Source organism: Rufibacter roseolus (assembly GCF_017916365.1).
Taxonomy (GTDB): Bacteria; Bacteroidota; Bacteroidia; order Cytophagales; family Hymenobacteraceae; genus Nibribacter; species Nibribacter roseolus.
In genome coordinates this window covers 943,611-967,960 of sequence record NZ_JAFMSU010000002.1, presented here as the reverse complement: position 1 = coordinate 967,960, position 24,350 = coordinate 943,611, and the positions used below count along the sequence as shown (strand labels likewise).

Annotated in this window: 24 protein-coding genes; 8 read left to right on the top strand and 16 right to left on the bottom strand. The window is 48.5% G+C overall.

Translation table 11 applies throughout. The features are described from left to right. Nucleotides 1-35: 35 nt before the first annotated feature. Entirely contained in the window at nt 36-1,244 is a 1,209-nt protein-coding gene (locus tag J3P35_RS13030; protein ID WP_210465021.1) for a PAS domain-containing sensor histidine kinase, read from the bottom strand. Nucleotides 1,245-1,856: 612 nt separating this feature from the next. On the opposite strand from J3P35_RS13030, the gene J3P35_RS13025 reads away from it, so the two are divergent. Continuing rightward, complete coding sequence (locus tag J3P35_RS13025; protein ID WP_210465020.1) at nt 1,857-4,235, top strand: ABC transporter permease; 2,379 nt, start codon at nt 1,857-1,859, stop codon at nt 4,233-4,235. Between the two features lie 61 nt (nt 4,236-4,296). Here J3P35_RS13025 and J3P35_RS13020 read toward each other — a convergent pair whose 3' ends face one another. The 3 genes from J3P35_RS13020 to J3P35_RS13010 all read right to left on the bottom strand — a co-directional run bounded on the left by J3P35_RS13020 (nt 4,297) and on the right by J3P35_RS13010 (nt 6,523). Beyond that, a complete protein-coding gene (locus J3P35_RS13020; RefSeq protein WP_210465019.1) occupies nt 4,297-4,842 on the bottom strand; it encodes a GNAT family N-acetyltransferase in 546 nt (181 codons plus the stop codon). After that, nucleotides 4,842-5,366, bottom strand: a complete 525-nt coding sequence (locus J3P35_RS13015) for a GNAT family N-acetyltransferase (RefSeq protein WP_210465018.1) — start codon at nt 5,364-5,366, stop codon at nt 4,842-4,844. The genes J3P35_RS13020 and J3P35_RS13015 overlap by 1 nt, the downstream gene beginning before the upstream one ends. An 86-nt stretch (nt 5,367-5,452) precedes the next feature. Beyond that, nucleotides 5,453-6,523 (bottom strand): NAD(P)H-dependent flavin oxidoreductase, encoded by a 1,071-nt coding sequence (locus J3P35_RS13010; RefSeq protein WP_210465017.1) that lies wholly within the window; start codon nt 6,521-6,523, stop codon nt 5,453-5,455. A gap of 268 nt (nt 6,524-6,791) precedes the next feature. On the opposite strand from J3P35_RS13010, the gene J3P35_RS13005 reads away from it, so the two are divergent. Continuing rightward, the gene (locus tag J3P35_RS13005) at nt 6,792-6,953 is read left to right on the top strand and encodes a hypothetical protein (protein ID WP_210465016.1); all 162 of its coding nucleotides are present in this window, start codon (nt 6,792-6,794) and stop codon (nt 6,951-6,953) included. Nucleotides 6,954-7,138: 185 nt separating this feature from the next. Here J3P35_RS13005 and mnmE read toward each other — a convergent pair whose 3' ends face one another. From mnmE to J3P35_RS12960, 9 genes are all read right to left on the bottom strand, one after another. Continuing rightward, nucleotides 7,139-8,518, bottom strand: coding sequence for a tRNA uridine-5-carboxymethylaminomethyl(34) synthesis GTPase MnmE (mnmE, locus tag J3P35_RS13000; RefSeq protein ID WP_210465015.1), 1,380 nt, complete (start codon nt 8,516-8,518; stop codon nt 7,139-7,141). A gap of 34 nt (nt 8,519-8,552) precedes the next feature. Next, a complete protein-coding gene (locus J3P35_RS12995; protein WP_210465014.1) occupies nt 8,553-8,966 on the bottom strand; it encodes a thioredoxin family protein in 414 nt (137 codons plus the stop codon). A gap of 336 nt (nt 8,967-9,302) precedes the next feature. Further along, entirely contained in the window at nt 9,303-10,196 is an 894-nt protein-coding gene (locus tag J3P35_RS12990) for a metal ABC transporter permease (protein ID WP_246850200.1), read from the bottom strand. Further along, the gene (locus J3P35_RS12985; protein WP_210465013.1) at nt 10,193-11,485 is read right to left on the bottom strand and encodes a metal ABC transporter permease; all 1,293 of its coding nucleotides are present in this window, start codon (nt 11,483-11,485) and stop codon (nt 10,193-10,195) included. Before J3P35_RS12985 ends, J3P35_RS12990 begins: the two co-directional genes overlap by 4 nt. After that, nucleotides 11,482-12,285 carry a metal ABC transporter ATP-binding protein gene (locus J3P35_RS12980; protein WP_210465012.1) on the bottom strand — a complete coding sequence of 268 codons (804 nt, stop codon included), beginning with the start codon at nt 12,283-12,285 and terminating at the stop codon, nt 11,482-11,484. Before J3P35_RS12980 ends, J3P35_RS12985 begins: the two co-directional genes overlap by 4 nt. 300 nt (nt 12,286-12,585) lie before the next feature. Then, a complete protein-coding gene (locus J3P35_RS12975) occupies nt 12,586-13,527 on the bottom strand; it encodes a metal ABC transporter solute-binding protein, Zn/Mn family (RefSeq protein ID WP_210465011.1) in 942 nt (313 codons plus the stop codon). Nucleotides 13,528-13,549: 22 nt separating this feature from the next. Continuing rightward, nucleotides 13,550-14,209: a metal-dependent transcriptional regulator gene (locus J3P35_RS12970; RefSeq protein ID WP_210465010.1), complete on the bottom strand. Its 660-nt coding sequence runs from the start codon at nt 14,207-14,209 to the stop codon at nt 13,550-13,552. 6 nt (nt 14,210-14,215) lie between these two features. Next, on the bottom strand, nt 14,216-15,226 hold the full coding sequence (locus J3P35_RS12965; protein WP_210465009.1) for a 3-oxoacyl-ACP synthase III family protein: 1,011 nt from the start codon (nt 15,224-15,226) through the stop codon (nt 14,216-14,218). A gap of 66 nt (nt 15,227-15,292) precedes the next feature. After that, on the bottom strand, nt 15,293-16,435 hold the full coding sequence (locus J3P35_RS12960; protein ID WP_210465008.1) for a glycosyltransferase family protein: 1,143 nt from the start codon (nt 16,433-16,435) through the stop codon (nt 15,293-15,295). Nucleotides 16,436-16,482: 47 nt separating this feature from the next. Here J3P35_RS12960 and J3P35_RS12955 point away from each other — a divergent pair, with 47 nt between their 5' ends. Next, nucleotides 16,483-17,301, top strand: coding sequence for a 2,3,4,5-tetrahydropyridine-2,6-dicarboxylate N-succinyltransferase (locus J3P35_RS12955; RefSeq protein WP_210465007.1), 819 nt, complete (start codon nt 16,483-16,485; stop codon nt 17,299-17,301). 190 nt (nt 17,302-17,491) lie between these two features. Here J3P35_RS12955 and J3P35_RS12950 read toward each other — a convergent pair whose 3' ends face one another. Continuing rightward, nucleotides 17,492-18,382, bottom strand: coding sequence for a 3-hydroxyacyl-CoA dehydrogenase family protein (locus J3P35_RS12950; RefSeq protein WP_210465006.1), 891 nt, complete (start codon nt 18,380-18,382; stop codon nt 17,492-17,494). A 242-nt stretch (nt 18,383-18,624) separates the two neighbouring features. Between J3P35_RS12950 and J3P35_RS12945 the strand changes: the two genes are divergently transcribed. Beyond that, entirely contained in the window at nt 18,625-18,777 is a 153-nt protein-coding gene (locus J3P35_RS12945; RefSeq protein ID WP_210465005.1) for a lmo0937 family membrane protein, read from the top strand. A 54-nt stretch (nt 18,778-18,831) separates the two neighbouring features. Further along, complete coding sequence (locus J3P35_RS12940) at nt 18,832-18,981, top strand: lmo0937 family membrane protein (protein ID WP_210465004.1); 150 nt, start codon at nt 18,832-18,834, stop codon at nt 18,979-18,981. A 97-nt stretch (nt 18,982-19,078) separates the two neighbouring features. Here J3P35_RS12940 and J3P35_RS12935 read toward each other — a convergent pair whose 3' ends face one another. Continuing rightward, nucleotides 19,079-20,707 carry an ABC-F family ATP-binding cassette domain-containing protein gene (locus J3P35_RS12935; protein ID WP_210465003.1) on the bottom strand — a complete coding sequence of 543 codons (1,629 nt, stop codon included), beginning with the start codon at nt 20,705-20,707 and terminating at the stop codon, nt 19,079-19,081. Between the two features lie 310 nt (nt 20,708-21,017). Here J3P35_RS12935 and J3P35_RS12930 point away from each other — a divergent pair, with 310 nt between their 5' ends. Then, nucleotides 21,018-21,482: a DUF4199 domain-containing protein gene (locus J3P35_RS12930; RefSeq protein WP_210465002.1), complete on the top strand. Its 465-nt coding sequence runs from the start codon at nt 21,018-21,020 to the stop codon at nt 21,480-21,482. Nucleotides 21,483-21,863: 381 nt separating this feature from the next. Further along, complete coding sequence (locus J3P35_RS12925; RefSeq protein WP_210465001.1) at nt 21,864-22,646, top strand: hypothetical protein; 783 nt, start codon at nt 21,864-21,866, stop codon at nt 22,644-22,646. 71 nt (nt 22,647-22,717) lie between these two features. Here the strand turns inward: J3P35_RS12925 and J3P35_RS12920 are convergent, their stop codons facing one another. Next, the gene (locus tag J3P35_RS12920) at nt 22,718-23,020 is read right to left on the bottom strand and encodes a hypothetical protein (protein WP_210465000.1); all 303 of its coding nucleotides are present in this window, start codon (nt 23,018-23,020) and stop codon (nt 22,718-22,720) included. Between the two features lie 238 nt (nt 23,021-23,258). Between J3P35_RS12920 and J3P35_RS12915 the strand changes: the two genes are divergently transcribed. Continuing rightward, complete coding sequence (locus tag J3P35_RS12915; protein WP_210464999.1) at nt 23,259-24,056, top strand: murein L,D-transpeptidase catalytic domain family protein; 798 nt, start codon at nt 23,259-23,261, stop codon at nt 24,054-24,056. Nucleotides 24,057-24,350: the final 294 nt, after the last annotated feature.

The following is a 24,350-nucleotide window of genomic DNA, read 5'->3' as shown; positions in this document are numbered from 1 at the left end:
TATAAATTGTTCCGACAGTAGTTTGAATGCTAAGGCTATGGTAAGTTGATTAAAAAGCAGGTGCCCTGGCCTACCTTGCTGTCTACGTCAATGCGGCCGCCTAAAGAATCAAGGTGTGTTTTGATGAGAAACAAACCCATGCCGCGCCCCTCGGTGTGGGCATGGAAGCGCTTGTACAGTTTGAAGACATTGTTGCGGTTCTTCTCCATATCAAATCCCGATCCGTTGTCTGAAAAGAAGATAGTTGTTTCTTTCTTGTCATTAAGGTAGCATTTGATGTTTACCTCCAATTCCCGTTCTACGGCCCTGTACTTCACGGAATTAGACAGAAGGTTGAGGATGATGCTGTATACATAAGCCTTATTGGCCTGCACAGATAATCCATCGGTAATATCTAGGTTGATGGTAGCTCCGGCACTTCTTAGTTGGTCCTCTAGAGAAGACATGGCCTGCAAAATCACCTCTTTGATATCTACCTTCTCCCGCTCTACATTACCCCTCCGGTCCCTAATGGTCAGGATCGTATTCATATCCCTGAGCACATTGTCCATGCGCAACAGGCTCAGGCGCAGGAAAGACAAAGACCGGTCAAAGGCAGCCGAGTTCCGGTCTGTGGTGGCCAGCAAGTTGGCGAGTCCCATGGCATTGGCCACCGGGCTGCGCAGGTTATGGGACACGATGTAGGTGAATTGCTGGAGATCCCCGTTCTTCCTTTGCAAGTCTAGGGTCAGTTTAGACAGTTGCAGCTTGGTTTCCTGGCACCCGCTTTCCTCCACATTAGAGGTAAGGAGGGAAGAACCTTGATGGTTCAGGGGCTCTTTCCTGAAAACAGGCCTGAAACTCTGCCCAGCCTGCTGGGGCTTTTGTTCCCTGAACTTAAAGCCGGTGATATTCCGCCCTACGCAGAACATGGTGCCCTCTTCCTCTGACCAAGCCACCGACCAAAGCACCCACACTTCCTGGCCATCTTTATGGATCATGCGGTTCTCAAATTGCTGCCTTGTTCCGTTAGCCGCTACCTGAAATGCCTGCTGGGTTCTGGTCAGGTCTTGCGGGTGTACTAGATCTGTGTAGTGTATTCCCTCAACTTCCCAGCTGCGGTAGCCCAGCATATCCTGGCAGGCCTCGCTGGCATAGAGGTACACCCCTGCCTGATCTAAAGTGCAGAAAAGATCCAGAGACAATTCTGCCATCTTCTCCCAGTTGATTCTATTGCTTACAGTTAAGATTTGGGATTCTATCATTGTTCCATTCTGATATAAAATTGAATCTGGTACTGTTTTATTTAATGAATGTAAAGAAAAATTTATACAAAGCAATAGGGTATATGGTATTTTTTAGAAAAAATAGACCTAATAGTGATAGCAGTATGGTGAATTGACCTTTCTGCTCGTTTAAATTAGACCATTCTGATAAACAGAGCGCGTAAAAAGCCAGTTGGTTGAAGGATAGCAAGTTGTGGCAAGTGGCAGAAAGTATCCAAAAAAAGCGAGGTAGAAGAATGGAGGAATAGCCTTGGTAACTGCATGGAAATAGCCGCAGAGTTTGTCCCTCCGGAAATCAAAGAGGCAATCTGCTCTGTGCATGGCCCTAGTAACCGGCAAGGATAATTGTACGCTCTGGCAAGGCCGCACCAGTTTCAAGGTACGTGAACCTAACCTTTTGCACAGCAACGGAGAAAGGACCATCTGGGCATGTGGCCATTAATGAAGGTGTACAATATCGCACACCCACTGTGTGATACCGAACAAAACAGCAAAGTACTCTTGTTTAAATAGCTGAAAATCAGGTCGCAGTTGAGTTGGTACAACATCTGTTATAGAGACAAATCGCCACTACTCTATATACACTCAGCTATGCTCAAGAATCTATTCAAAACGGCCTACCGAAACCTTTCCAAGAATAAGTTCTTCACGGTTCTTAATGTCCTTGGGTTAGCCCTGGGTATGTCTCTGAGCCTTTTGTTTATAGCCCTGCTTTCTTTCCTTTCCAGGTATGACAATTTTCATCCGCATAAAGAGCGTATCTACAGGGTCATCACGCAGGTGCATGACAAGGTAGAAAACCCCAGGTTTGCGTCCGCTCCCGTCGGCTTGGCCGATCACCTGGAAAACAACTTCTCGGGAATTGAAAATGTGGTCCGGGTCCATAGGTCCCTCTATGGAGATGCAGTGTATGGCGAAAAGAAAATACGGTTGGGTGGCTATTTTGCTGATCCTGCCTTTTTTGAGGTTTTCAATTTCCCTTTACTGAAAGGTGATAAAACAACGGCGCTCACAAACCCTAACTCCATTGTGATCTCTGAGACTGAGGCAAGAAAGATCTTCGGGGAGAAAGAGGCCATAGGGGAAATGATCAGGATGGAGGGCTACGGGAATTTTGTGGTGACCGGCATCTTAAAAGACCTTCCCGTGAACTCACACATGCAATTTGGGGCCATTGCGTCTTTCGCTACTATCATTTCTGATAAGGGAACCAGTTTTCTGCAGCGCGAGGAAGGCTGGAGATCCTTTGAGAATTCTTTTGTGTATCTGCGGATTTTGGAGGGTATTGATCCGGAAAACATCCAGTACTCCCTCAATAAGGTGGCCAAACAGCAGTATGCAAAGCAGCAGATTAAATTATCCTTTAAACTGCAGGCTTTAGATGACATTGTACCCGGTCCGCAGCTGTATGATTCTTTGGGCCAAACCTGGGATTACTTGTCACTTTTCCTCACCGGATTGATCACCCTGGTCGTGCTGGTGCCAGCCTGTTCCAACTACATCAACCTTTCTATTTCACAGTCATTGGAGCGGATGCGGGAAATAGGGGTGAGGAAGGTCTTTGGCGCCCAGAAAGAACAGATCTTTTTGCAGTTCATTGTGGAATCTACCACCATTGTGCTGGTGGCGCTGCTGCTCTCCGGAATGATCTACGAAATAATTAGAACCGATTTCATTAGCCAGATGGTGGAGACCTCTCCCATTGATTTATCTCCCACCTGGGTTACCTTCCTGGGTTTCCTTTTGTTCGCCGTGCTGGTGGGGATCATTGCCGGCATTGTGCCTGCGCTATATTTCTCCAGGTTATCGCCGGTGAACGCGCTAAAGGGAAAGGAAGTAAAAACCAGCGGCCGTTCTCTTTTCCGGAAAGTGGTCCTGACCACCCAATTCATGCTTTCTCTGGGATTTATCATGGCGGTGGTTATCATGCTGCGGCAGTACCAGTATTCAGTGAATTATGATTTCGGCTTTGACCAAGCCAATGTGCTGGATGTGGAACTGCAGAATGTAGATCCGCAGATATTCAAAAACGAGTATGGGAAAGTGCCCTCGGTGAAGAGAATTTCCATGTCTTCGCATTTGCTGGGAATTGAACCCGGTCCTGAACGGCAGCTCCAGTTCCTGCATCAGGAAGACTCCATAGGGGCTTTCTCTATCTCAGTAGACGAGGCTTTCATTTCTAACATGAAATTGAAATTACTGGCCGGAAACGACTTTACCCAGGATAAAGCCGGCAATGCCAAACAGATTATTGTAAACGAGGAGTTTGTGAAAAAGCTGAAGCTGACAGAACCCTCTGCGGCCATTGGCAGGTGGTTTGTCTTACCCGAGGGAAAAGCGGTGCGCATTGGGGGTGTCTTGAAAAGCTTTCACTTTGCGGACCTGAAAGAAGAAATCACTCCTTTCTTTTTTGAGTATAACCCAGACACCTTCCATTTTGCCAACCTGAAACTGGAGACCAGTGATGTAGCGGGCAGCCTCACAGCTATGGAAACGCTCTGGAAAAGGATAGGCGGTGAGGGGAAATTCACGGCCCAGCTTTTCTCCCAGGAGATCAAAAGCGCCTATGACTTCTATATCATGGTTATGAAGCTGTGGGGTTTCCTGGGTTTGCTGGCGATCACCGTGGCCTGCCTGGGGTTGTTGGGTACGGTGTCTTTCACCATTAAAAAACGCTACAAAGAAATAAGCATCAGAAAGGTAATGGGGGCCTCCTCAGAAAGCCTGGTGCTGCTTCTATCAAAAGACTTCTTTATCCTGATGGTCATTGCCAGCGCCATTACCATTCCGGTGATGTACTTCATGTTCACCCACCTGTTGGCCACTACCCAGCATTACAGTATAGAGATAGGGTTTCTGGAAATATTCATCAGTGTGATGATCATGATGATTCTGGGCCTTGCCACCATTCTCTCGCAAACTCTGAAGGCAGCCAACGCTAACCCGGTTGAATTCTTGAGGGCCGAGTAAGTGATGGAGTAGGAAATTCTTATGCCTTCTCTATTCTGGTCAGACTTTTAGCCGCAGGTCCTTAATTACTTCCTTTTAGCCTTGCCCACTTTTCTTTACTGATTTCATAGACAAAGTTTAACTGAGAGGCCTCGCCAATATAGGCTACTTCTTCCTCGGCAACTTTCTCAGCGCCCACGCGGATGGTGGCAATCTGCGACCGGATGTTTTTAGCCCCAATATGGAAAAACACCTTAGAAACGAACTGGAAGATGTAATCCAGCATCATGCCCTTCACCGCAAGGTTAATCCCCTTGCCCCAGGAAGAGGTGGCGTAAAAGGTGTAACCAATTAAGATGCTATTGTCCTGCTCGTTGTAGCCATAGAACCGGGTACTGCCTATTACTTCCCCAGTGGCTTTGTCTACGATTTTAAAGGCGCCCTTGCTTTGCATTGCTCCTTCAAAGAACGTCCGGAAGATGTCCTGCTGCCATCGGTTTTTATTGGGGTGCTGCTCCCAGATTTTAGGGTCCGAGGCGGTGTTATACAAAGCCTCAAAGTCCTCTTCCTGCAAAGGGTAAAGGATTACCCTTTCATTTTCTAAAACGGGCTGTATACTGAAGTCCATTAACCTTGCAACTGAAGTTTCATCATGATGTCTGTCTGCTCGTCATCACCTAATTTAAAGATGTGCTTGTCAAAGGCAATAAACCCATTCTTTTTGTAGAAGTTGATGGCTCTTTGGTTTTCCTCCCATACACCTAACCAGACGAAGTAGTCGTTCCTTTCCCTGGCAATCTGAATGGCCTTTTCATAGAGTATTTGCCCCACCTTTTTCCCATGGAAATCCTTCAGTACATAGATCCGCTCAATCTCCAGGGCTTTGTCGTCCTGTAACTCTGTCTGCGACTGTCCGGAGTTCAGTTTCAGATAACCAATCACCTCTCCGGCAAGCTCCGCAAAATAGAATTCAGCATTCTGATCCGTCAGTTCAGTTGTCAGTTTTTCTAGTGAAAAGCCTTCTTCCAGGTACTTCTTCATGTTCTTCTCTGAGTTGCTCACGGAAAACGTCTCGGAGAAAGTCTGTCTGCCTATTTTTTGAAGTAACTCAATGTCTGTGAGGGTCGCTTTTCTTATGGTGATTTCTTCCATGTTCTTTTAGGTGTGCTATTGGGCCATTTACAGTTTTGCATAAACGGCTGTAAATTACTTCAGCAAATTCTGGGTACCATACCAGATTAGTTTCCGCTTTTTTTCTCTGTTTCAGATACCAGGTTTTGTAAAATCTCACTCGTGGACTGGCCACTATAATCTGTAATGGATTGCCCAAGCCAAATGCTCAAAAAGTCCACGTTACCATGGGCTTTAGCTACTTTGCGCAACTCGTTGGTTAATAGCCGTTGATAGGGATAAGGAAGGATATGCTCGGTGTTTTCTACAGCGTCAATGAAAACATTTCTGATTCCTCTGGCATAGCGCCCCGAGAAGCTTCTGGTTAACACAATATCGCTTTCCTTTACCTTTCTCAGTCTTTCCTTTTCAAAATCCGCCAAGGCACTCTCGGCAGAACCTAAAAGTAAGCTCCCAACCTGGAATCCCTGGGCACCAAGAGTTCTGGAGGCCAGCAGGGTCTTTGCATGGTAGATGCCGCCTGCATAAATGAGCGGGACCTTGACAGCATCATATACTTGGGACAGTAAAGAAAGCCCACCAATCTGGGGCAGGTAGCCCGCTTCAAAACTTCCCCGGTGTCCGCCGGCCTCAAACCCCTGTACACAGATGATATCAATTCCCGAGCTCTCCAGTGTTTGCGCCTCTCTCACAGACGTGCATGTCCCGATTAGAGTAGTACCGTGACTCTTCAGCTTTTGGATGGACTCCTTATCAAGGTTGCCGAAGGTAAAACTTACCATCTTGCAATTTTCAGAAATAATGGCATCTACCTGTTCCTGGTACCTGTTCACAGATATTTTCTCAAAACTTGGAAGGTTGACAGTTAGACCATGTTGTTGGGCCAGGTTTTGGATAAACTGCTTTGCCTCTGCATACCTGGTTTTGAGTTGGTCAGTCACTTCAGGAATCTCAATAACGAAGATATTGACTGCAAAAGGGCGGCTGGATAATTTCTTGGTGGCTCCAATCACCTCAATACATTTTTCAGGAGGCAGATCCCCAAGCGGCAAGGAGCCCAAGCAACCCGCCTTGGTGGCCGCAGTCACCATTTCCGGTGTGGTCACCCCGAACATGGGAGCTTGGATGATAGGGTATTCAATGCCTAACCTTTGTGTTAATTCATTTGACCAGATCATGCCTGAAAGTTGTAGCTAAATAATGGAGGATTAGGCTTTGAGTTTCTATTAACAGCTTGGTGCCTAAATCTAGGCGCTTCCTCTCGGTTTAGCAAATCCCCACTTGGGGCTAATTAAAGGTATAGAGTCCCACAAAAGAGTAGGGTGCCGTTTTGAATACAGTTAATGAAAAACTTATCAAGGGTAATATGTGATCTATATTTATATAAATTATGTCTGAGAAGTAGTAAATTAAATACTCCTCTCTTAACCTGACTAAAAGAAGAATATGAGTACCAGAGCAGAAAATCAACAAAAGAAACAGCGGCAAAAGGAATTCAAGGAGAGAAAAGAAAATGAGGCCCGCCTCAAAGCTGCTGCCAAAAACGCAAAAAGCAGTACCTCTGATAATGATGAGGAGAAGGACCGCAAGCGCAAGACACAAGATTAATAAAGGTGGCAGTAATCAGGTTAAGAAACCTCTAAACTTAAGAAGCTTTCTTACAAGTTGTTTTAAGCAACCTGTAAGACCAGCTTTTATAATGACCCTAAGCAAAACGACCAGAAGTATTTACTTGGCAGAAGTATTCGCCTAAATCTGATTTCACTTACTGGTTCAAGTAAAGAAACCTTGATTTATTTGCCAATGCAGAACTTGGTAAAGATGTTATCCAGCAGGTCATCGGTTGTGATCTCACCGGTGATCTCACCCAGGTAAAACAGGCAGCGGCGGATATCGGCGGCGAGCCAGTCTCCGGTGAGGCCACCATCCAAGCCCTTCAACACTTCCTGCAAGGCATCAGAGGTTTTCTGAAGACTTTGGAAATGGCGCAGGTTGGTGACAATGGTGCGGTCGCCGGTAATAGCTTCATTGGCGTGTACCTGCTCCAGCAAGGCATCTTTCAATTCTTCCAGACCTTCTTTAGTATCGGCTGAGATAAAGACCAGGTTCTCCAGGCCTGAAAAGGTAGAGAGTTGCTCGGGTGAGGCAAGGTCTTTTTTGTTCCCGATCAACAGGGAAGGAACCTGCGGCAGGTCAAGAGCAGACATTTCTTCCTGAACTTCTTGTGGGGTAGTAGAGGCAAGATCAAACAGGTACAATACCAAAGAGGCCTTCTGCAACTGCTCTTTCGTTCTGGCAACGCCAATGGCTTCCACTTTGTCCTGCGTTTCCCGGAGGCCTGCCGTGTCAATAAACCGGAACCGGATGCCGCTAATGAGGGCCTCATCCTCAATCACGTCTCGGGTGGTGCCCGGAATGTCAGAGACAATCGCTTTTTCTTCGTTTAGAAGGGCATTCAATAGAGTAGACTTACCGGCGTTGGGTTTCCCGGCAATGACGGTGGGAACCCCATTTTTAAGCACGTTGCCCATCTCAAAGGACTGCAACAAATCAGTGATCAGGCGCTGCAGGGATGAGATCAGCCGACGCAGGGCACTGCGGTCAGCGAACTCCACGTCTTCCTCGCTGAAGTCCAGTTCCAATTCTATCATGGAGGCAAAATGGATCAACTGCGCCCGCAGGGCTTTTATCTCCTGTGAGAAGCCGCCGCGCATCTGCTTCATGGCCACCTGGTGGGTCAGCGCAGAGTCAGAGGCAATAAGATCGGCCACGGCTTCGGCCTGGGCCAGGTCAAATTGCCCGTTCAGGAAAGCGCGTTTGGTGAACTCGCCGGCCTCAGCCAGGCGGGCACCTTTGCGGAGAAACAACTTGATGATCTGTTCGGTGATGTAGGGTGATCCGTGGCAGGAAACCTCTATGACATCTTCCTTGGTGTAGGAATTAGGTCCTTTGAAAAGAGACACCACCACTTCGTCCAGAATCTTCTCGTCATCTCTGATGGTCCCGAAATGCAGCGTGTGAGAGGGCTGGTTTTGAAGGTTCTTTCCTTTGAAGACGCTCTGAACAATGGAAATCGCCTCAGGGCCCGAGAGTCGGATGACAGCAATGGCGCCGTGGCCTGCGGCCGTGGACAAGGCCACAATGGTATCTTTGGATAGGTTAGAAGGTATCAATGCAATGGACTCCTTAGGGTTTGCCGTTTAGCGGCTATTTTTCTGCAAGATACGCCAAAGCGCGCAGAAAATCCTTGGCTGGTATAAAACCAGGTACCCGCTCCATGACCTGCTGTTTCTCGTTCAGGAAAACCGTGGAAGGATAACTCATCTGACCTTTCAAGAGGGCCAGCGCCAGTTCATGGGCCCGGTACTTCTCCAGGTATTTATAGGTTCTGCCCTGCAGGGTAATTGTCTGGCGCTGCTCCGCGTTAAGTTTCACCACGTAAAAATCCTGGTTCAGCTTCTTAACGATCTCGGGGTTCTGGTAAACCTGCTTGTCCATTTTCTTGCACCAGCCGCACCAATCGGTGTACACATCCACCAGGATCTTTTTGGGTTTGGTTTCGCTTTTCTGGATGGCCTGCTCCAGGGTAAGCCACTGCAGCTTCTCGGCAGGGACCGCCATGGCCGAGTTTGCCGGTTTATAGGATGGGGTAGAAGGGTGTAGAAACGGTAAAAAGGAGGTTATAATTAAGAAGAGGAAGTACATGAAGTGGAAGACGGCTACTGCTTATAGATCAGGTTGTTTTCTGTTTCCATTAATACGAAAAGAAGGGGCTACTATTGTGTTGTCCTAAGGAAAGGAGGAAAACGTTGGTAGGGTTTATTCACATTCCTTCTACCCATATTAAAGCCTATGGCTATTTCTGGCACCTTTTCCATAAATCAGCCTTAAAACAGGCAAATGGGTGGAAAAGGATTTAACACATTTTATGCCTTTAACCTAAAGAGTTTGTTATTTTTAGGCATTAGCCTTCATGACCGCAACCGGTTGGCGGCGCTTAGCCAGGAGGCCGTGACCAGGGGAGAAGACAAAGGCCAGCAGGAACTGTAACCCGATTACCGCCGAGATGGCGCCCGCCACCGATCCGTTCAACCAAAGCGCGAGGTAAAAGCCCGCCGCCGAGGCGATGGTTCCGGCCAAGGCCGAGATAATGAGCATCTTCTTCAGGTCATCTGTGAGCAAATAGGCGGTAGCCGGTGGGCCCACCATTAAAGCCACCACCAGGATAGCCCCTACAGATTCAAAGGCTGCCACGGTGGTCAGCGACACTGCGCCCATCAGGAGGTAATACCAAAGCGTGGTGGAGAGCCCGATGGCAGTAGCGAAAGCCGGATCAAAGGAGGTGAGGTATAACTGCTTGTAAAATATTGTGATAAACAACAGCAACACCACCAGCACTCCGCCTATAATCCAGACCGTTCGGGGACCCAGGTTCATACCACTTTCGGTGAGCCAGATGTCCAGGGGTACATAAGCAATCTCGCCGTAGAGCACGCAGTCCTGGTCCAGGTCCACTTTGCCGGCGTACACCGAGATAAGAATAATGCCCAGCGCAAACAGCGTGGTGAAAGTGACGCCAATGGAAGCATCTGCCTGGACGCGGGCTTTTTTGTGGAAGAACTCTATCAGGAAGGTACAGGCTACGCCCAGCAAAGCCGCCCCGATGAGCATGGTCCAGACTTCGCGGGAACCGCTGAAGAGAAAGGCCAGCACAATGCCTGGCAACACCGCGTGCGAGATGGCATCTCCCACCATAGCCATGCGGCGCAAAATGAGAAAACATCCCAGCAGACTGCAGCAAATGGCTACCAGCGCGCCGGTAAGAATAATCCAGAAGGCATCTATGTTCATGGCTGTTGGGGAATAATGGTATGGTGCGGATCTGCAGTAGGATAGTCCAGAAGCTCTTCCAGCCGTTTTTCCAGTTCCGGGGTAAGCACGTGTTCAATAGACTCCGCATCCTCGTGGACGTGGTCTGAGGCTAGGTGCAGGTATTCTGTCAGGTACAATTCCCACAAGCGGTGCAGCCGGACAATGCGCTGAGCTTCCTTTTTCCCAGGAGGCGTAAGGGCCCAACCATTAGAACTTTCCTGCACCAGGCCTTGCCGCCGGAGCGCGTTCAAGCCGTTTTTCATCCGGACCAAAGGCTGCCGCCGGCGCTCCAGAATCTGCTGTTTAGAGTAACTGTGTTCGTATTCGCCTTTAGCCTCGCCCAAATGAAACAGGGTTTTCAGGATGTTTTCGCGGGTCATCTGCCGGCGTAAGCGGCGCTGCATCAGGTAACGGGCCAGCAAGCCTTTTTTGGGCGCCAGGATGAACGAGACTATAGCCAACAGAGACAAGAGCATCACTATCCAGGGGCCGGTGGGCATAGCTGGGGCCGTAAAGGAAACGTAAGCGCCGGCGGCACCGCAGAAGGCACTCATGAGGGCGGCAATCAACACCATGGCTCCAAGTCTGTCAGTCCAGAAACGGGCAGCGGCGGCAGGGGTGATGAGCATCGCAGACATCAGCACTACGCCCACTGACTGAATACCCACTACCACTGCCAGCACGGTAAGGGTGGTCAGTAAGAGCTCCAGGCCCCGCACGGGCAACCCAATGGTACGGGCATAAGCCAGGTCAAAACTTACCAGCTTGAATTCTTTGTACAGCAACAGCACGCTCAAAAGCAGCAGCACCGCCACCGCCCCGAAGGTGATGAGGTCCTGACCCACCAACGCCGCCGCGCTCCCGAAAAGGAATTTATCCAGACCGCTCTGGTTCTCATTGTTGGAGTGCTGGATGGACGTAAGCAGCAGAATGCCAATCCCGAAGAACACCGACAGAACCAGCCCAATGGCGGTGTCTTCTTTCACCCGGCTATTGGCCGTGACAAGGTCAATAATGATGAGGGAAAGCCAGCCGGTCAAAAAAGAGCCCAACAATAGAATTAAGGGGTTTTTCTCACCGGTCAGGATAAAGGCCAGACATACGCCCGGTAAAACGGCGTGGGCCACCGCGTCACCCACCAGCGCTCTTTTCCGGAGCACGGTAAAGCAGCCCACTACCGCTGAACTGGCCGCAAGCAGCACAGACCCGATGGTCACAAACCGCACGTTGGCGTCTGACATGCTCAGGAAGTCCCAGAGGGTATTCATTTGCGGGTTGGTTTGGTTTCTCTGATAGGAAATTGTTTTTTCTGCAGCAGTTCGCTTACGCGGCTGAGCTCGGTTAAGCGGCCACCGTACGTTTTCTCCAAAAGGGGAGGCGTGAGCGTTTCCTCTGTTGGGCCTGAGGCCACTAGCCGCATATTGAGCAAAATGATCCAGTCAAAGTAATCCTGCGCCGATTGCAGGTCATGGTGCACCACCACCACCGTCTTGCCATTGTCGCGCATTTGCCGGAGCAGTTCAATAATGGCGGTCTCCGTGGCAATGTCTACGCCCGCGAAAGGCTCATCCATGAGGTATAAATCAGCGTCTTGGGCCAATGCCCGGGAAAGGAACACCCGCTGCTGCTGCCCCCCAGATAACTGGGAGATCTGCCGATGTGCGAAATCCTGCATGCCTACTTTCTCCAGGGCTTCCATGGCCAGTTTCTTTTCGCGGGAACCAGGCCTCCGGAAAAGCCCCAACTGCCCGTAAGTACCCATCATGGCGACATCCAGCGCCGAGGCCGGGAAATCCCAGTCCACTGACTCACGCTGCGGCACATAACTCACCCGTTTGCGGACCTCCTCCAAAGGCTTGCCAAACAGCTCCACAAAGCCGCTGTTCAGCGGTAGCAAGCCCATAATGGCTTTGATGAGGGTGGACTTGCCAGCCCCGTTCGGCCCGATGATGCCCACCAGCGCCTGCTGGGGTAAGGTCAGGTCCACGTCCCACAGCACGGGTTTCCGCTGATAGCTCACCGTAAGATCATGCACCTCTAAAACCGGATTCGTGACGTGTTGTATCATGGACTTTAAATGAAATTTACTTCTAGTATTTGTTTCTAAAAAAGAAGCTAAGGCTTTATATTAATGAAGAATAAGTAACATTTATAAACCTTAACTTCATCTTTTTAATCTTACTTGGAGGAACCGGCTGGAGATTTAATTAGTAGCCTGAGCAAGCATTACCAACGCTTGCCCACAAGATCCTTTCAGGATGACTAAGGTTGGGTTTTTAAAATCTCCACATCTTCCAATCTCCACATCTTCCAATCTCCACATCTTCCAATCTCCACATCTTCCAATCTCCACATCTTCAAATCAATCCTACTTCAACGCCTTCACGATCTTGGACACGTTCGCTCTAACCATCCCCTCGTAGGTGCCGGCTGGGCCGTTGGGCTCACCCAAGGCATCGGAATACAGGGTGCCGCCTAGTTGAATCTCGTGGCCTTTCTGGCGGCAGCCTTCCATTACGGCTTCAATAGCTTTCTGAGATACAGAACTCTCCACAAAAACGGCTTTCACCCGCTGGGTCACGATGAAGTTTACCAGTGAGGAGACATCCTGTAGTCCGAACTCCGATACGGTAGAGATTCCCTGCAAGCCCTGTACCTTTATGTTGTAGGCCCGGCCAAAATACCCGAAGGCATCATGGGCCGTGATCAGGATGCGTTGCCGCTCTGGGATGGAAGCGATCTCCGTTTTGGTCCATTGGTGCAGGCTGTCTAGTTTGGCCCGGTAAACCTGGGTGTTTGCCCGGTACTGCGCTGCGTTGCGACTATCCTGCTGTTGCAGCTTCTGGGAGACATGTTCCACTAACTGGCTCCACAGGGCTACGTCAAACCAGATGTGCGGGTCATGGCTGTCCTGGAACTGCGGTGACCGGCGGAGGAGCTCCTCGGGGAGCCCTTCGGCGGCCGCCCAGACCACCTTCTGCCGAGCCAGTTTGTCCAACACTTCACCCATCTTGCCTTCCAGGTGCAGTCCGTTGTAGATGACGATGTCTGCCTCGCGTAAGGTTTGCAGATCGCCCAGGGCAGCTTTATACAAGTGCGGATCTACCCCTGCGCCCATTAAAGAAACCACCACCGCCCTGTCCCCAACCAGGTTGGCCACCGCATCCCGGAGAATACTGGTGGTGGTGACGATGTACAGTTTGCCCTGCTGGTGGGCCTGCGCCCCAGGAGTATCCTTGGGGGCGCAGGCTGCACAAAGCAGAAGAATAAAAAGCGTATAGAAGAACCAACGTTTAGGGCCTGTTTTCATAAAATCAGCGCGTAAACGCACCTCACGGATTGATGACGAAAATCTTTTCCAGTACATCTGAAGAAAGAATCACTGACTTACTTTTATCAATGCTGATTTCCAATGAATTATCATAAGGTATCTTGTCAACTACTTGCAGCTGGGTTCCAATCTGGATACCCACCCGGTTGAGGTATTGCAGGAAGGCAGGTTGCGAGTCTTTAACCCGGCACACCACACCTTTTTGCTCTACCGCCAATGAGGCCAGCACCCGCTGCTCTTCCTGGCGCAGTTCCCCCGCCTCAGTAGGGATGGGGTCACCGTGCGGATCAATGCGCGGATGGCCCAGAAATTCATCCAGCCGTTGGATGAGCAACTCAGACTTGACGTGCTCCATCTGCTCAGCCACTTCATGCACTTCGTCCCAGGTGAAGTGGAGCTTTTGCACCAGAAACACTTCCCAGAGGCGGTGTTTACGGATGATCTTCAACGCCACCCGTTGGCCTTCCTCGGTGAGCTGCACTCCGTGGTATTTCACGTAGTGCACCAGGTCTTTGGCGCTAAGCTTACGCAGCATATCACTTACCGAGGCTGGTTTGGTCTGCAGCGTCTCAGAGAGACCGGTGGTGCTTACCGCGTTGGTGCCGCCGCCAGACAGTTTGTAAATGGCCTTAATGTAGTTTTCTTCCGCGGTACTCTGCATGACGGTCTACCAGCGAATCAAGGCCGAGGCCCAGGTGAAACCACTTCCAAACGCTGCGAGGCAGATCAAATCGCCTTCTTTCACCCTTCCTTCTTCAAAAGCCTCAGAAAACGCAATGGGCACTGAGGCCGCCGTGGTATTGCCGTATTTCTGGATGTTGCTGAAGATTTTGCTATCCGGCAATTTCATTTTCTGCTGAATGAACTGCGTGATGCGCAGGTTGGCCTGGTGCGGCACTACCAAATCCAGATCCTCAGCGGTAACCCCGTTGTGGGTTAAGGCCTCATTGATTACCTCGGGGAAACGGGTGACGGCATGTTTGAAAACGGTGCTTCCGTTCATTACCGGCCAGATGTCACCGCTATCAATGGTCTTGTAAGTGAGGCGCTCCGCATCGTTACTGGATGGTCCCTTGGTCATCAGTTCCTCCGCAAATTCGCCCTGGGCATGTAAATGGGTAGATAGAATACCCCGGTCCAAGCTATCAGAAGGAGTTAAAACGGCAGCCCCGGCTCCATCGCCGAAAATCACGGAAACAGACCGGCCTTTGTCTGAGAAGTCAAGCCCCGAAGAATGGATCTCAGAGCCTACCACCAGCACATTGTCATACATGCCGGTTTTAATGAACTGATCTGCCAAGGCAAGGGCGTAAATAAAGCCTGAGCACTGGTTCCGGACATCGTAGCAAGGAATATCAGAGATGCCCAGTTCACGTTGCAACAGTACGCCTGAGCCAGGGAAAAAGTAATCTGGGCTCAAAGTTGCGAACACAATCATGTCCAGGTCTTTGGCCTCCAGGCCGGCTTTCTCCAATGCCTTACGGGCCGCGTTGGCAGCCATGTTGGCGGTGGTGTCTTTGCCAGGTTCAAAATAACGGCGTTCATGAATACCGGTCCGCTCCACAATCCAGGCGTCTGAAGTATCCATCAGTTTCTCCAGATCAGCGTTCTTCACTACCTTCTCGGGTACATAGTGGCCAAGGCCAGCAATGCGGGAGTTTCTAAGTTCTTTCGTCATAGTTGGTCAAATATACGTGTATTGAAATTAAAGTTTAGGTTTGCCTAAATAAATTTTAAAGCAATTTTAAAGTCTTAGAAGCTGGCTAATTACCGCCTGGACTTCCTGTTCTTCTTTTTCCCAGAATACCTCCCTGGGAATGCCTGCCTTGTAGTACGTGCCTCGAAGAAGAATCTCTACCTGGCTCTGGGTTAAAACCCGGGCAAAAGGGATAGTGAGGCCAGCATTATGCTTACGGAGGATTTCCGCCCAAAGCGGATTTTCCTCCATAATCAACACCAGGCCGTTGCCTATGTACTCAAATAGTTTGGTGGGGATACAGTTGAACGTGCTGGGGTGGGGCCGGTAAGGCAGGAGGCCGATGTGGTGTTGCTGCTCCTGCCCCAGGATCTCTTCATGCAGCACCAAGGAATCACCACCTATTAACGTCACAAATGAGAGCGGCTCAATTCTGGCTTTCAGTTCCTGCAGGAATCCTGCCTCGGCGCAATAGCCAATGATGGTCAGCTCTGCATGCGGAACAAAGGTCCGTAATTGCGTCACGAACTCAACCGCCTCCAGCACGCCATACAATCGCGAAATGGTTCCGGAATACAGCAGGCGTAACGGCTTTACGTCTGCCAAAGACACCGGCATTGTTCTTAAAGTGGAATAATGGTTTGCAGGCGGTAGGAACTTGTTCTGTAGGACGGTATAACGATGGCCAAAAAAAGGAAGCTCTTGGGCATAGGATTTCTCCGCCAGGAAAAAATGCTGGATAGCAGGGGCAAGGGTTTTCTCCAGCGCCCGCACGGTGTGCCCCAGGATCTTTCCTATAAGGCTAGTGTATACATTCTGGGTAGTGAGATTCAGGAAATAATTCTCCTGGACATCATAAACCAGGTGACAAGGGTGGAGCTTACAGTACAGCCAACCTAGAAATAATAATTCGTGGGTGGCCACCACCAAAAGGTCTGGCCGAAGTGTCTTTAAAAGTTTCCAGAATTTTATTTGTGAGGCAACCCGCCCGAAGGACAGCCGCTTAAAATGAAAAACAGGGTGGAAGGTGATCTGGGCTATCTCTGGGGTTTGGGGTAAAGGACCTTGGTAACCTGCCACATGTACGTCAAGGTCAGTGAGTTTGGCAAGGCTTCGGCCGATTTTCTCGTATAAACGGGTGTCAGAGACTGGCTTTAAAAGCGAGGCCAGTAGAATTCGTTTTCGAATCATCGCCACAATTTAATAATTTTGATGTCTTATTCTTTCACAAAGACAAAATGAACGATTTACGAGAAGCAATAGAAACCGCCTGGAATGACCGGTCATTGTTGGGCCAGAAAGTTACCCAGGAGGCCATCAGGTGCGTGATTCACCAACTGGACCGCGGCGAACTGAGAGTGGCTGAGCCAACCGGCACGGAGAAATGGCAGGTAAATGAGTGGGTGAAAAAAGCCGTGCTCATGTACTTCCCCATCCAGCAAATGGAAACCATTGAGGCCGGTCCTTTCGAGTTCCATGACAAGATTCCGTTGAAGAGCGGCTTTGCCCAATTGGGAATTCGGGTGGTTCCTCATGCTTTGGCCCGTTACGGTGCCTATATTTCCAAAGGCGTTATCCTGATGCCTTCTTATACCAACATTGGCGCTTACGTTGACGAGGGAACCATGGTAGACACCTGGGCTACTGTAGGTTCTTGCGCCCAGGTAGGCAAGCACGTGCACCTGAGCGGCGGCGTGGGCCTAGGCGGGGTGTTGGAGCCAGTGCAGGCTGCCCCGGTTATTATTGAGGACGGAGCCTTCATCGGGTCGCGCAGTATTTTGGTGGAAGGTTGCCACATCGGCAAAGAGGCCGTGATTGGAGCCAACGTGTGCATTACCGGTTCTTCCAAGATCATTGACGTAACCGGCGCTGAGCCGAAGGAATACAAAGGCTACGTACCGCCTCGCTCGGTGGTGATTCCGGGTTCTTACACAAAAGAATTCCCAGCCGGATCTTTCCAGGTTCCTTGCGCCCTGATCATCGGTCAGCGGAAAGAAAGCACGGACCTGAAAACATCTTTGAACGATGCCTTGCGTGACAACGCGGTAGCTGTTTAAGGCTTTATTTTCATAAATCAGCCCACAAACAGAAGAGGCCAGCAAGTTGCTGGCCTCTTCTGTTTTAAATAGAAATCCGGGGGATTGATTTACTTCGGAATACAATAAAACCTCGTAGAAAGCGGAAGCCGTTTAGGAGCTTTTTTGATGAAAATGGACCCTAAACGGCTTTCATTGATTGCGGTGAATTCTAGCGTTTCTTGAACGTGTCTGCCACTACCAGGTCTTTGGTGCCGTGGGAGTAGCTGTAGAAGCCCTGTCCGCTTTTCACGCCTTTGTGCCCGGCCTGTACCATGTTCACCAACAAAGGACAGGGCGCGTATTTCGGGTTACCGAAGCCGTCATGCAGGACCCGCAGGATGGAAAGACACACATCCAGTCCAATAAAGTCGGCGAGTTGAAGGGGGCCCATAGGGTGCGCCATTCCCAGTTTCATGATGGTGTCAATCTCCTCTACGCCGGCTACTCCCTCAAATAAAGAATAGATCGCCTCATTGATCATGGGCATTAAAATGCGGTTGGCCACAAAGCCTGGGTAATCGTTCGCCTCTGCAGGGATCTTGCCCAATTGCTTTGAAAGGTCCAGGATCTGATTGGTTACCTCATTGCTGGTAGAATAGCCTCTAATCACCTCTACCAGTTTCATCACCGGCACCGGGTTCATAAAGTGCATGCCAATAACCTTATCGGGGCGCTGCGTCACAGAGGCTATTTTGGTGATGGAGATAGAAGAGGTGTTGCTAGCCAGGATGCAGGATGGCTTTGTAAAAGACTCTAATTGCCGGAACAGGTCCAGTTTTATGTCCACGTTCTCCGTTGCGGCTTCTATAACTAAGTCAGCATCTTTCACGCCTTCCTCCAGGTTGGTGAAGGTAGTAATGCGCTCTAAAGTCTGGGCTTTCTGTTCTTCTGTCACGGTCCCTTTGGCTACCATGCGGTCCAGATTTTTGGAGATAGTGCCCAGGGCTCTGCCCAGAGAATCAGGGGAAATATCAATGAGGGAAACCATGAAATTATTCTGTGCGAAAACGTGGGCGATGCCGTTGCCCATGGTACCAGACCCAATGACGGCTATGTTCATAGAATGAGCGTTAGTTAGTGAATTTAGGGTGCAAAGCTATGATAATTCTGTACCGGAGCAAGAAACAGCCTGTTTAAAGCCCCAACCTATTTTAACTGTCATGTGCATAAGTAATTATATCTTTTTAAAAGACTATATAAATCTTTTAAAATATTCTTGCGTACAAGCAGAAAAATCGATATCGGAACGTCAATTAAAAAGCGCTCCAAAACAATTAACCAAAACCAAACACAACTAAAACTATGGGAAATCTATTGTATATCATCGCAGTAGTGCTGGTAATTATCTGGCTGATCGGATTCTTGGGATTCGGAGATCAAGTAGGCGGTATCATTCACATCTTATTGGTGATTGCGGTTATCGCGGTACTTCTGCGTCTCATACGCCGAGCATAAATCACAATATTAATCCAGCACTCTTTGTATCTACCAACAGACTAAGTTAACACCATGGGAAACTTACTGTATGTCATTGCACTGGTGCTGGTAATAGTATGGCTCATCGGGTTCTTAGGATTTGGTGACCAGGTTGGCGGGATCATCCACGTTTTGCTGGTGATTGCCATTGTGGTTGTCTTGCTAAGATTGATACGCGGGTAAGGCATAGTCTTTACCGAAAACAGAAAGGGCGATCCAAATGGATCGCCCTTTCTGTTTTATGGCTGTTTTTAGAAAACCGGGTCTAAACCGAGAACCCTTACACCAGCGTGCTTACGCCGTACATCTGGGCACGCAGTGCTTTGATGTCTTCGTTGGTGAGGTACTCATCATAGCTCATCCGTTTATCAATGATGCCTTTAGGGGTAAGTTCAATGATACGGTTAGCAATGGTGTCCACGAACTGTAAGTCATGGGAGCTGAACATAAGGGAACCCTGAAAATCTTTGAGGCCGTTGTTCAAAGCCGTGATGGATTCCAGGTCAAGGTGGTTGGTGGGTTCATCCAGTACCAGCATGTTGCCGCTCTGCAGCATCATTCTGGACAGCATGCAACGTACTTTTTCTCCTCCAGACAATACCTTGGCTTTTTTCAAAGACTCCTCGCCAGAGAAAAGCATGCGACCCAGGAAGCCCCGGATAAAGCTTTCGTCTTTCTCCACGGAGAACTGGCGCAGCCAGTCTACCAGGTTCAGGTCCACGTCAAAGAACTCAGAGTTGTCTTTAGGGAAGTAAGCCGCGCTGATGGTGGTGCCCCATTTGTGTTCGCCACTGTCCGGTGTGGCTTCGCCCATTACAATCTTGAAGAAGGTAGTGGCGGCTAAGTCGTTCCGGGAGATGATGGCGATCTTGTCCTTTTTGTCTACTGTGAAGGTAACATCCTTGAACAGCACGCCGTCCTCGTTGCTCTTGGTCAGGTTGTCTACCTGCAGCAACTGGTTGCCGGCCTCGCGCTCCTGCTTGAACTGAATATATGGATACTTCCGGCTAGACGGCTTAATGTCTTCCAAGGTGAGTTTCTCCAACAGTTTGGCGCGGGAGGTAGCCTGTTTTGATTTAGAGGCGTTTGCGCTAAAACGGGCGATAAACGCCTGCAATTCCTTGCGCTTGTCCTCAGTTTTACGGTTGGCGTCTGTCCGCTGCTTTGATGCCAATTGGCTGGACTCATACCAGAACGAATAGTTACCGGCGTAGAGCTGAATCTTGCCATAGTCAATATCTGCAATGTGCGTACACACGGCATCCAGGAAGTGACGGTCGTGGGACACCACAATCACGGTGTTCTGGAAATTGTCAAGGAAGTTCTCCAGCCACATGATAGATTCAGCGTCCAGGTGGTTGGTAGGCTCATCCAGGAGCAGAATGTCTGGGTTACCAAACAGGGCCTGGGCCAATAATACCCTAATTTTTTCATTACCGCCCAGGTCTTTCATAAGCGTGTAATGCAGGTCTGGCTGAATACCCAAGCCGCTAAGCAATTCACCGGCTTCGTACTCGGCGTTCCAGCCTTCCATGTCGGCAAACTCGGCTTCCAGTTCAGAGGCACGCATGCCGTCTTCCTCAGAGAAATCCTCTTTGGCGTAGATGGCATCTTTCTCGTTCATGATGTCCCACAGGCGTTTGTGGCCCATGATCACCGTCTGGAGCACCGGATACTCATCGTACTCGTAATGGTTCTGCTTCAGGATTGCCAGGCGCATTTTGGCCGGTATATCTACCGTGCCGGTGTTGGGGTCTATCTCCCCGGATAATATTTTCAGGAAAGTTGACTTACCGGCTCCGTTGGCGCCAATGAGGCCATAACAATTGCCGGGAGAGAACTTAATGGTGACGTCTTCAAAAAGGGTGCGTTTGCCGTAGCCAAGACTAACGTTGCTGGTGCTGATCATGCTGCTGTGAAATATATATAGCGTTTCTGGGGCGAAGTTACCAAAAGAACTGAAAAGCTCCTTATGAGTAGCGTTAAACCAGTTTTTTGGACCATCCGCTTATCTACAGACAATCAAAGCCTTAATTCAGTTCAGCCAAAACAAGATTGCCTTTCTGGGGTTACCTTAAAGCTGACTCATATAAAAAATGGAGGTTTAGCACAACACCTCCAAGAGGAAATTAGTATATAATAAACCATATCTACTTTTTAGAGCACTGGGTGAGAACCTGTTCTCTGTTAAACTGAACTTAAAACAAAATAAAACTACAATGGAACAACGTCGGACATCGGTACAGAAGACAGGTACCTACTATGGAGTAATGACGGGAATTGCGGCAATTATCTATATGATCTTGCTTAGGCTGCTGGGCCTATTGGAAAATGTGTCTCTGCACTTCTTAACGGGAATTATCCTGGTGATTGGCATTTGCCTAGCTATAAGAAGCTATAAAATAGCGAAAGCGGGAAAACTGGGCTATCTGGAAGGAATAGGAGTGGGCTTTTTCGTGGGTCTGGTATCTTCGGTGCTGTTCACCATTTTCCAGGTATTGACAGACAAGGTCTTTAACCTGGCCGTTTCTTATCCTTACGCGGCAGATGAGTCTTACGGCAATGAGCAGGCCATCTGGCTTATGGCCATCATGTGGATCCTCCTGGGCGTGGTAATAGGCGCTTTTGTAGGGTACATAGCCATGCAGTTCTTTAAGCGGCCAGACCATAAACTTACCTCCTGAGCAAATTAAAATCTCTCTTTATAAACCCTGACCATTCTCTGGTCAGGGTTTTTTGTTTATACAAAGTTGGTATAGAAGTGAAACAATACTTTTTGAAGATATTGGAGAGGCTTGGGTTTAGGCCTGAGTAAGGGATTGTGTGGCTAAAACCCTATTCTAAATATTCCTGAAGTTTGGTCAAAATAGGGTTTGGTGATTTTTAGAGCCACAAACAGCTATAAACATCAAAAAAAGACTATATATAAAAATGGATAATGGTGTTTTTTACGAAACAAGTTCAATTTTAAATTATTATTTAAGTGCAATAACAAAATATTAAAATTCCCATAACTTAGGTTTCTGTGGCGCGTTAAAGGACATATATAACAACACAAAGAGCTCTTGATAAAAATTCTACCTAAAGCGTCAAAAAACACCATGAAAAAGTTATTCTTATCCGCAGTATTATTTGGTGCTGTATTAACTGTACAAGCCCAAACCAACTTAACCGGAACTGCTGCTACATCCCGTGCAGTGCTCTCCATGAGCGCTCAGGAAATGAGCCGTCAAATGTATAATGAGCTGGAGCTGAACGAAGGCCAGTATATCAAATTGAAAGCGTTGAACCAGGCAAGATTTGATAAGTTCAGCGAAATTGAGAAAATGTACGGCAACGATGCTCAGATGCGTGATGCCAAAATCAAAGAAGTAAACGAGCAGCTGGACCAGGAGTTCGCCCAGGTTTTGACTCCTAAGCAGTTCACCGCTTACCTTGAAATGGACGGCCGCGCTATGGCTGCTCCGGCAACAACTGAAACCGGCGCTTCCAGCACCAATGCTTCTGCCGGTTCTACCATGACTACGCCAACCACAGGTACAGTTGGAACGTCTACCTCTACAACCCAAGGTGGTACTACATCCACCGAGGTAAAGGTTAAAGACGATAAAGTTAAAATGGAAAGCGGCTCAGACAAAGTGAAGCTTGAAGACAACAAAATGAAAGCAGAGTCTGCCAGCGGCGAAATGAAAGTAAAAGGCAATTCTGAAAAATTGAAAACAGAATCTGTTAAATATAAATCAAGTCCGTCTGAAACCAAGATCATTACTCCAGAGGGTAAATCCAAAGTCGAGAATGACAAGGTGAAAATCAAAACCGAGACTACTAAAAAGAAAGTGAAAAACTAAGAGTTGACGCTTGCTTAGAAAGCCGTTCTCCCCTTGAGGAGAATGGCTTTCTTTTTATATAGGCTTTTGGTTTACTCATTGAAGATATTGACTTCCCGTACAGTCCCTAATGCATCCATGCGCACGGCCAGAGCCTCTTTCTTTGCGCTATTTTCTGTTGCCGGGGTACATTTAGGGCCGGGGGAGATGTAGTAAATGTAAATCTTCTGGCTTCTCTCTAAGAGTTCCTCAGAATCTGGTTTCCCAAACAGTTTTCTGATACTGGTCTCCTTCAAGCCAACTAGTTTAAGCCTGATATCCTCCACCTGTTCCCTTAACTTGAGACGGTTTCCCTTACAACCGTTCAAATCTGCTTTCCAGGTTTCTGAATCCATTTTCAGGTTATCTGTCGCAGAGGAGCAGGAAAAAAATGAAAGGCTCAAAAAACAACATAGAAAGTAGGTAATCGTTTTTTTTGAGAAAAATGTCTGTATCTTCATAAGGTGTTGAAATAGTGTAAGAAGGACCAGGAATATATCTTCTGAAAGAACAGTTTATGGCCCATTTTAGACAACTTGGAACAAAAGTAGAAAGGAATGGGGTTATACAGGCGACACACAAAAAGAAATAAGAATGAAAAAGGCAATCTCGGTTTTCACATTTATCTCACTTTTGTCATTCGTTTCTCCTGCAAACAGTTCCACCATCTCCAACGGGGCGGGTCCAGTTTCAAATTCCACAGCTGTAGAAGCTTCAAGTAAAGTTGCCTTTGATGACTTTCTGGAGAACCTCTATGATGAAGCGGACCTCAAAAAAGCAGGTTTGGACTTTGACGTTTTCAAGAGAGCCGCTACCGGTTTCTACAACCTTAAGAAGAATAACAAACTCAGCCGCACCAAAGAGGTGCTTACTGTAGTGGATTTCAACAAACCCAGCAGTGAGAAACGTTTTTGGGTGGTTGACCTTAATAAAAAGAAAGTGCTCTACCATAGCCTGGTAGCGCATGGAATGGGCTCTGGCAATGACAGAGCTTTTAAATTCTCCAACACGGTGAACTCGCACATGAGCAGCCTGGGCTTCTACGTAACCGAGAACACCTACATTGGCAAACATGGACTATCGCTGAAACTGAATGGCCTTGACCGCGGATTTAACTCAAAAGCTAAAGAAAGAGCTATTGTGGTTCATGGCGCTGATTATGTGAGCGAAGCTTTTGTAAGGCAACAGGGTCGTCTGGGGCGGAGCCATGGATGCCCAGCATTGCCAAAGGCAATCACCTCTGAGGTGATCCAGGTCATTAAGGGTGGCACTTTGCTGTACATTGATGGTCCATCTACCAACTACACTTCTGCTTACCTAGACACAGACTCTGCTATCAAGCACTTTGAGAATGAGATCCTGGCCAAACAAGCTAAATTGTTGAGCAGATAATTTTGTAGGAACACATTTCCTAAAAGCAGCAGAAGCCGACCTGAAAGGGTCGGCTTCTGCTGCTTTTAGGCTTTTTAGTTTTTATCAGGCTGTATCTTTGGTGCCTTTAATGAGACTGATTCCGGTAAAGAAGAAGATTAGCCCTACCACAAAAGGTACCAGGGAGGAAATCTGATTCATGGAATCACCATGGGCCAAAAAGGCATAAGCCCCCCAAATGACGCCCACAATCCCTAGGATTGTAAGAATAGCGCCGAATGTTCTTTTTAGATTCATTTCAGTTTGTTCTTAGTG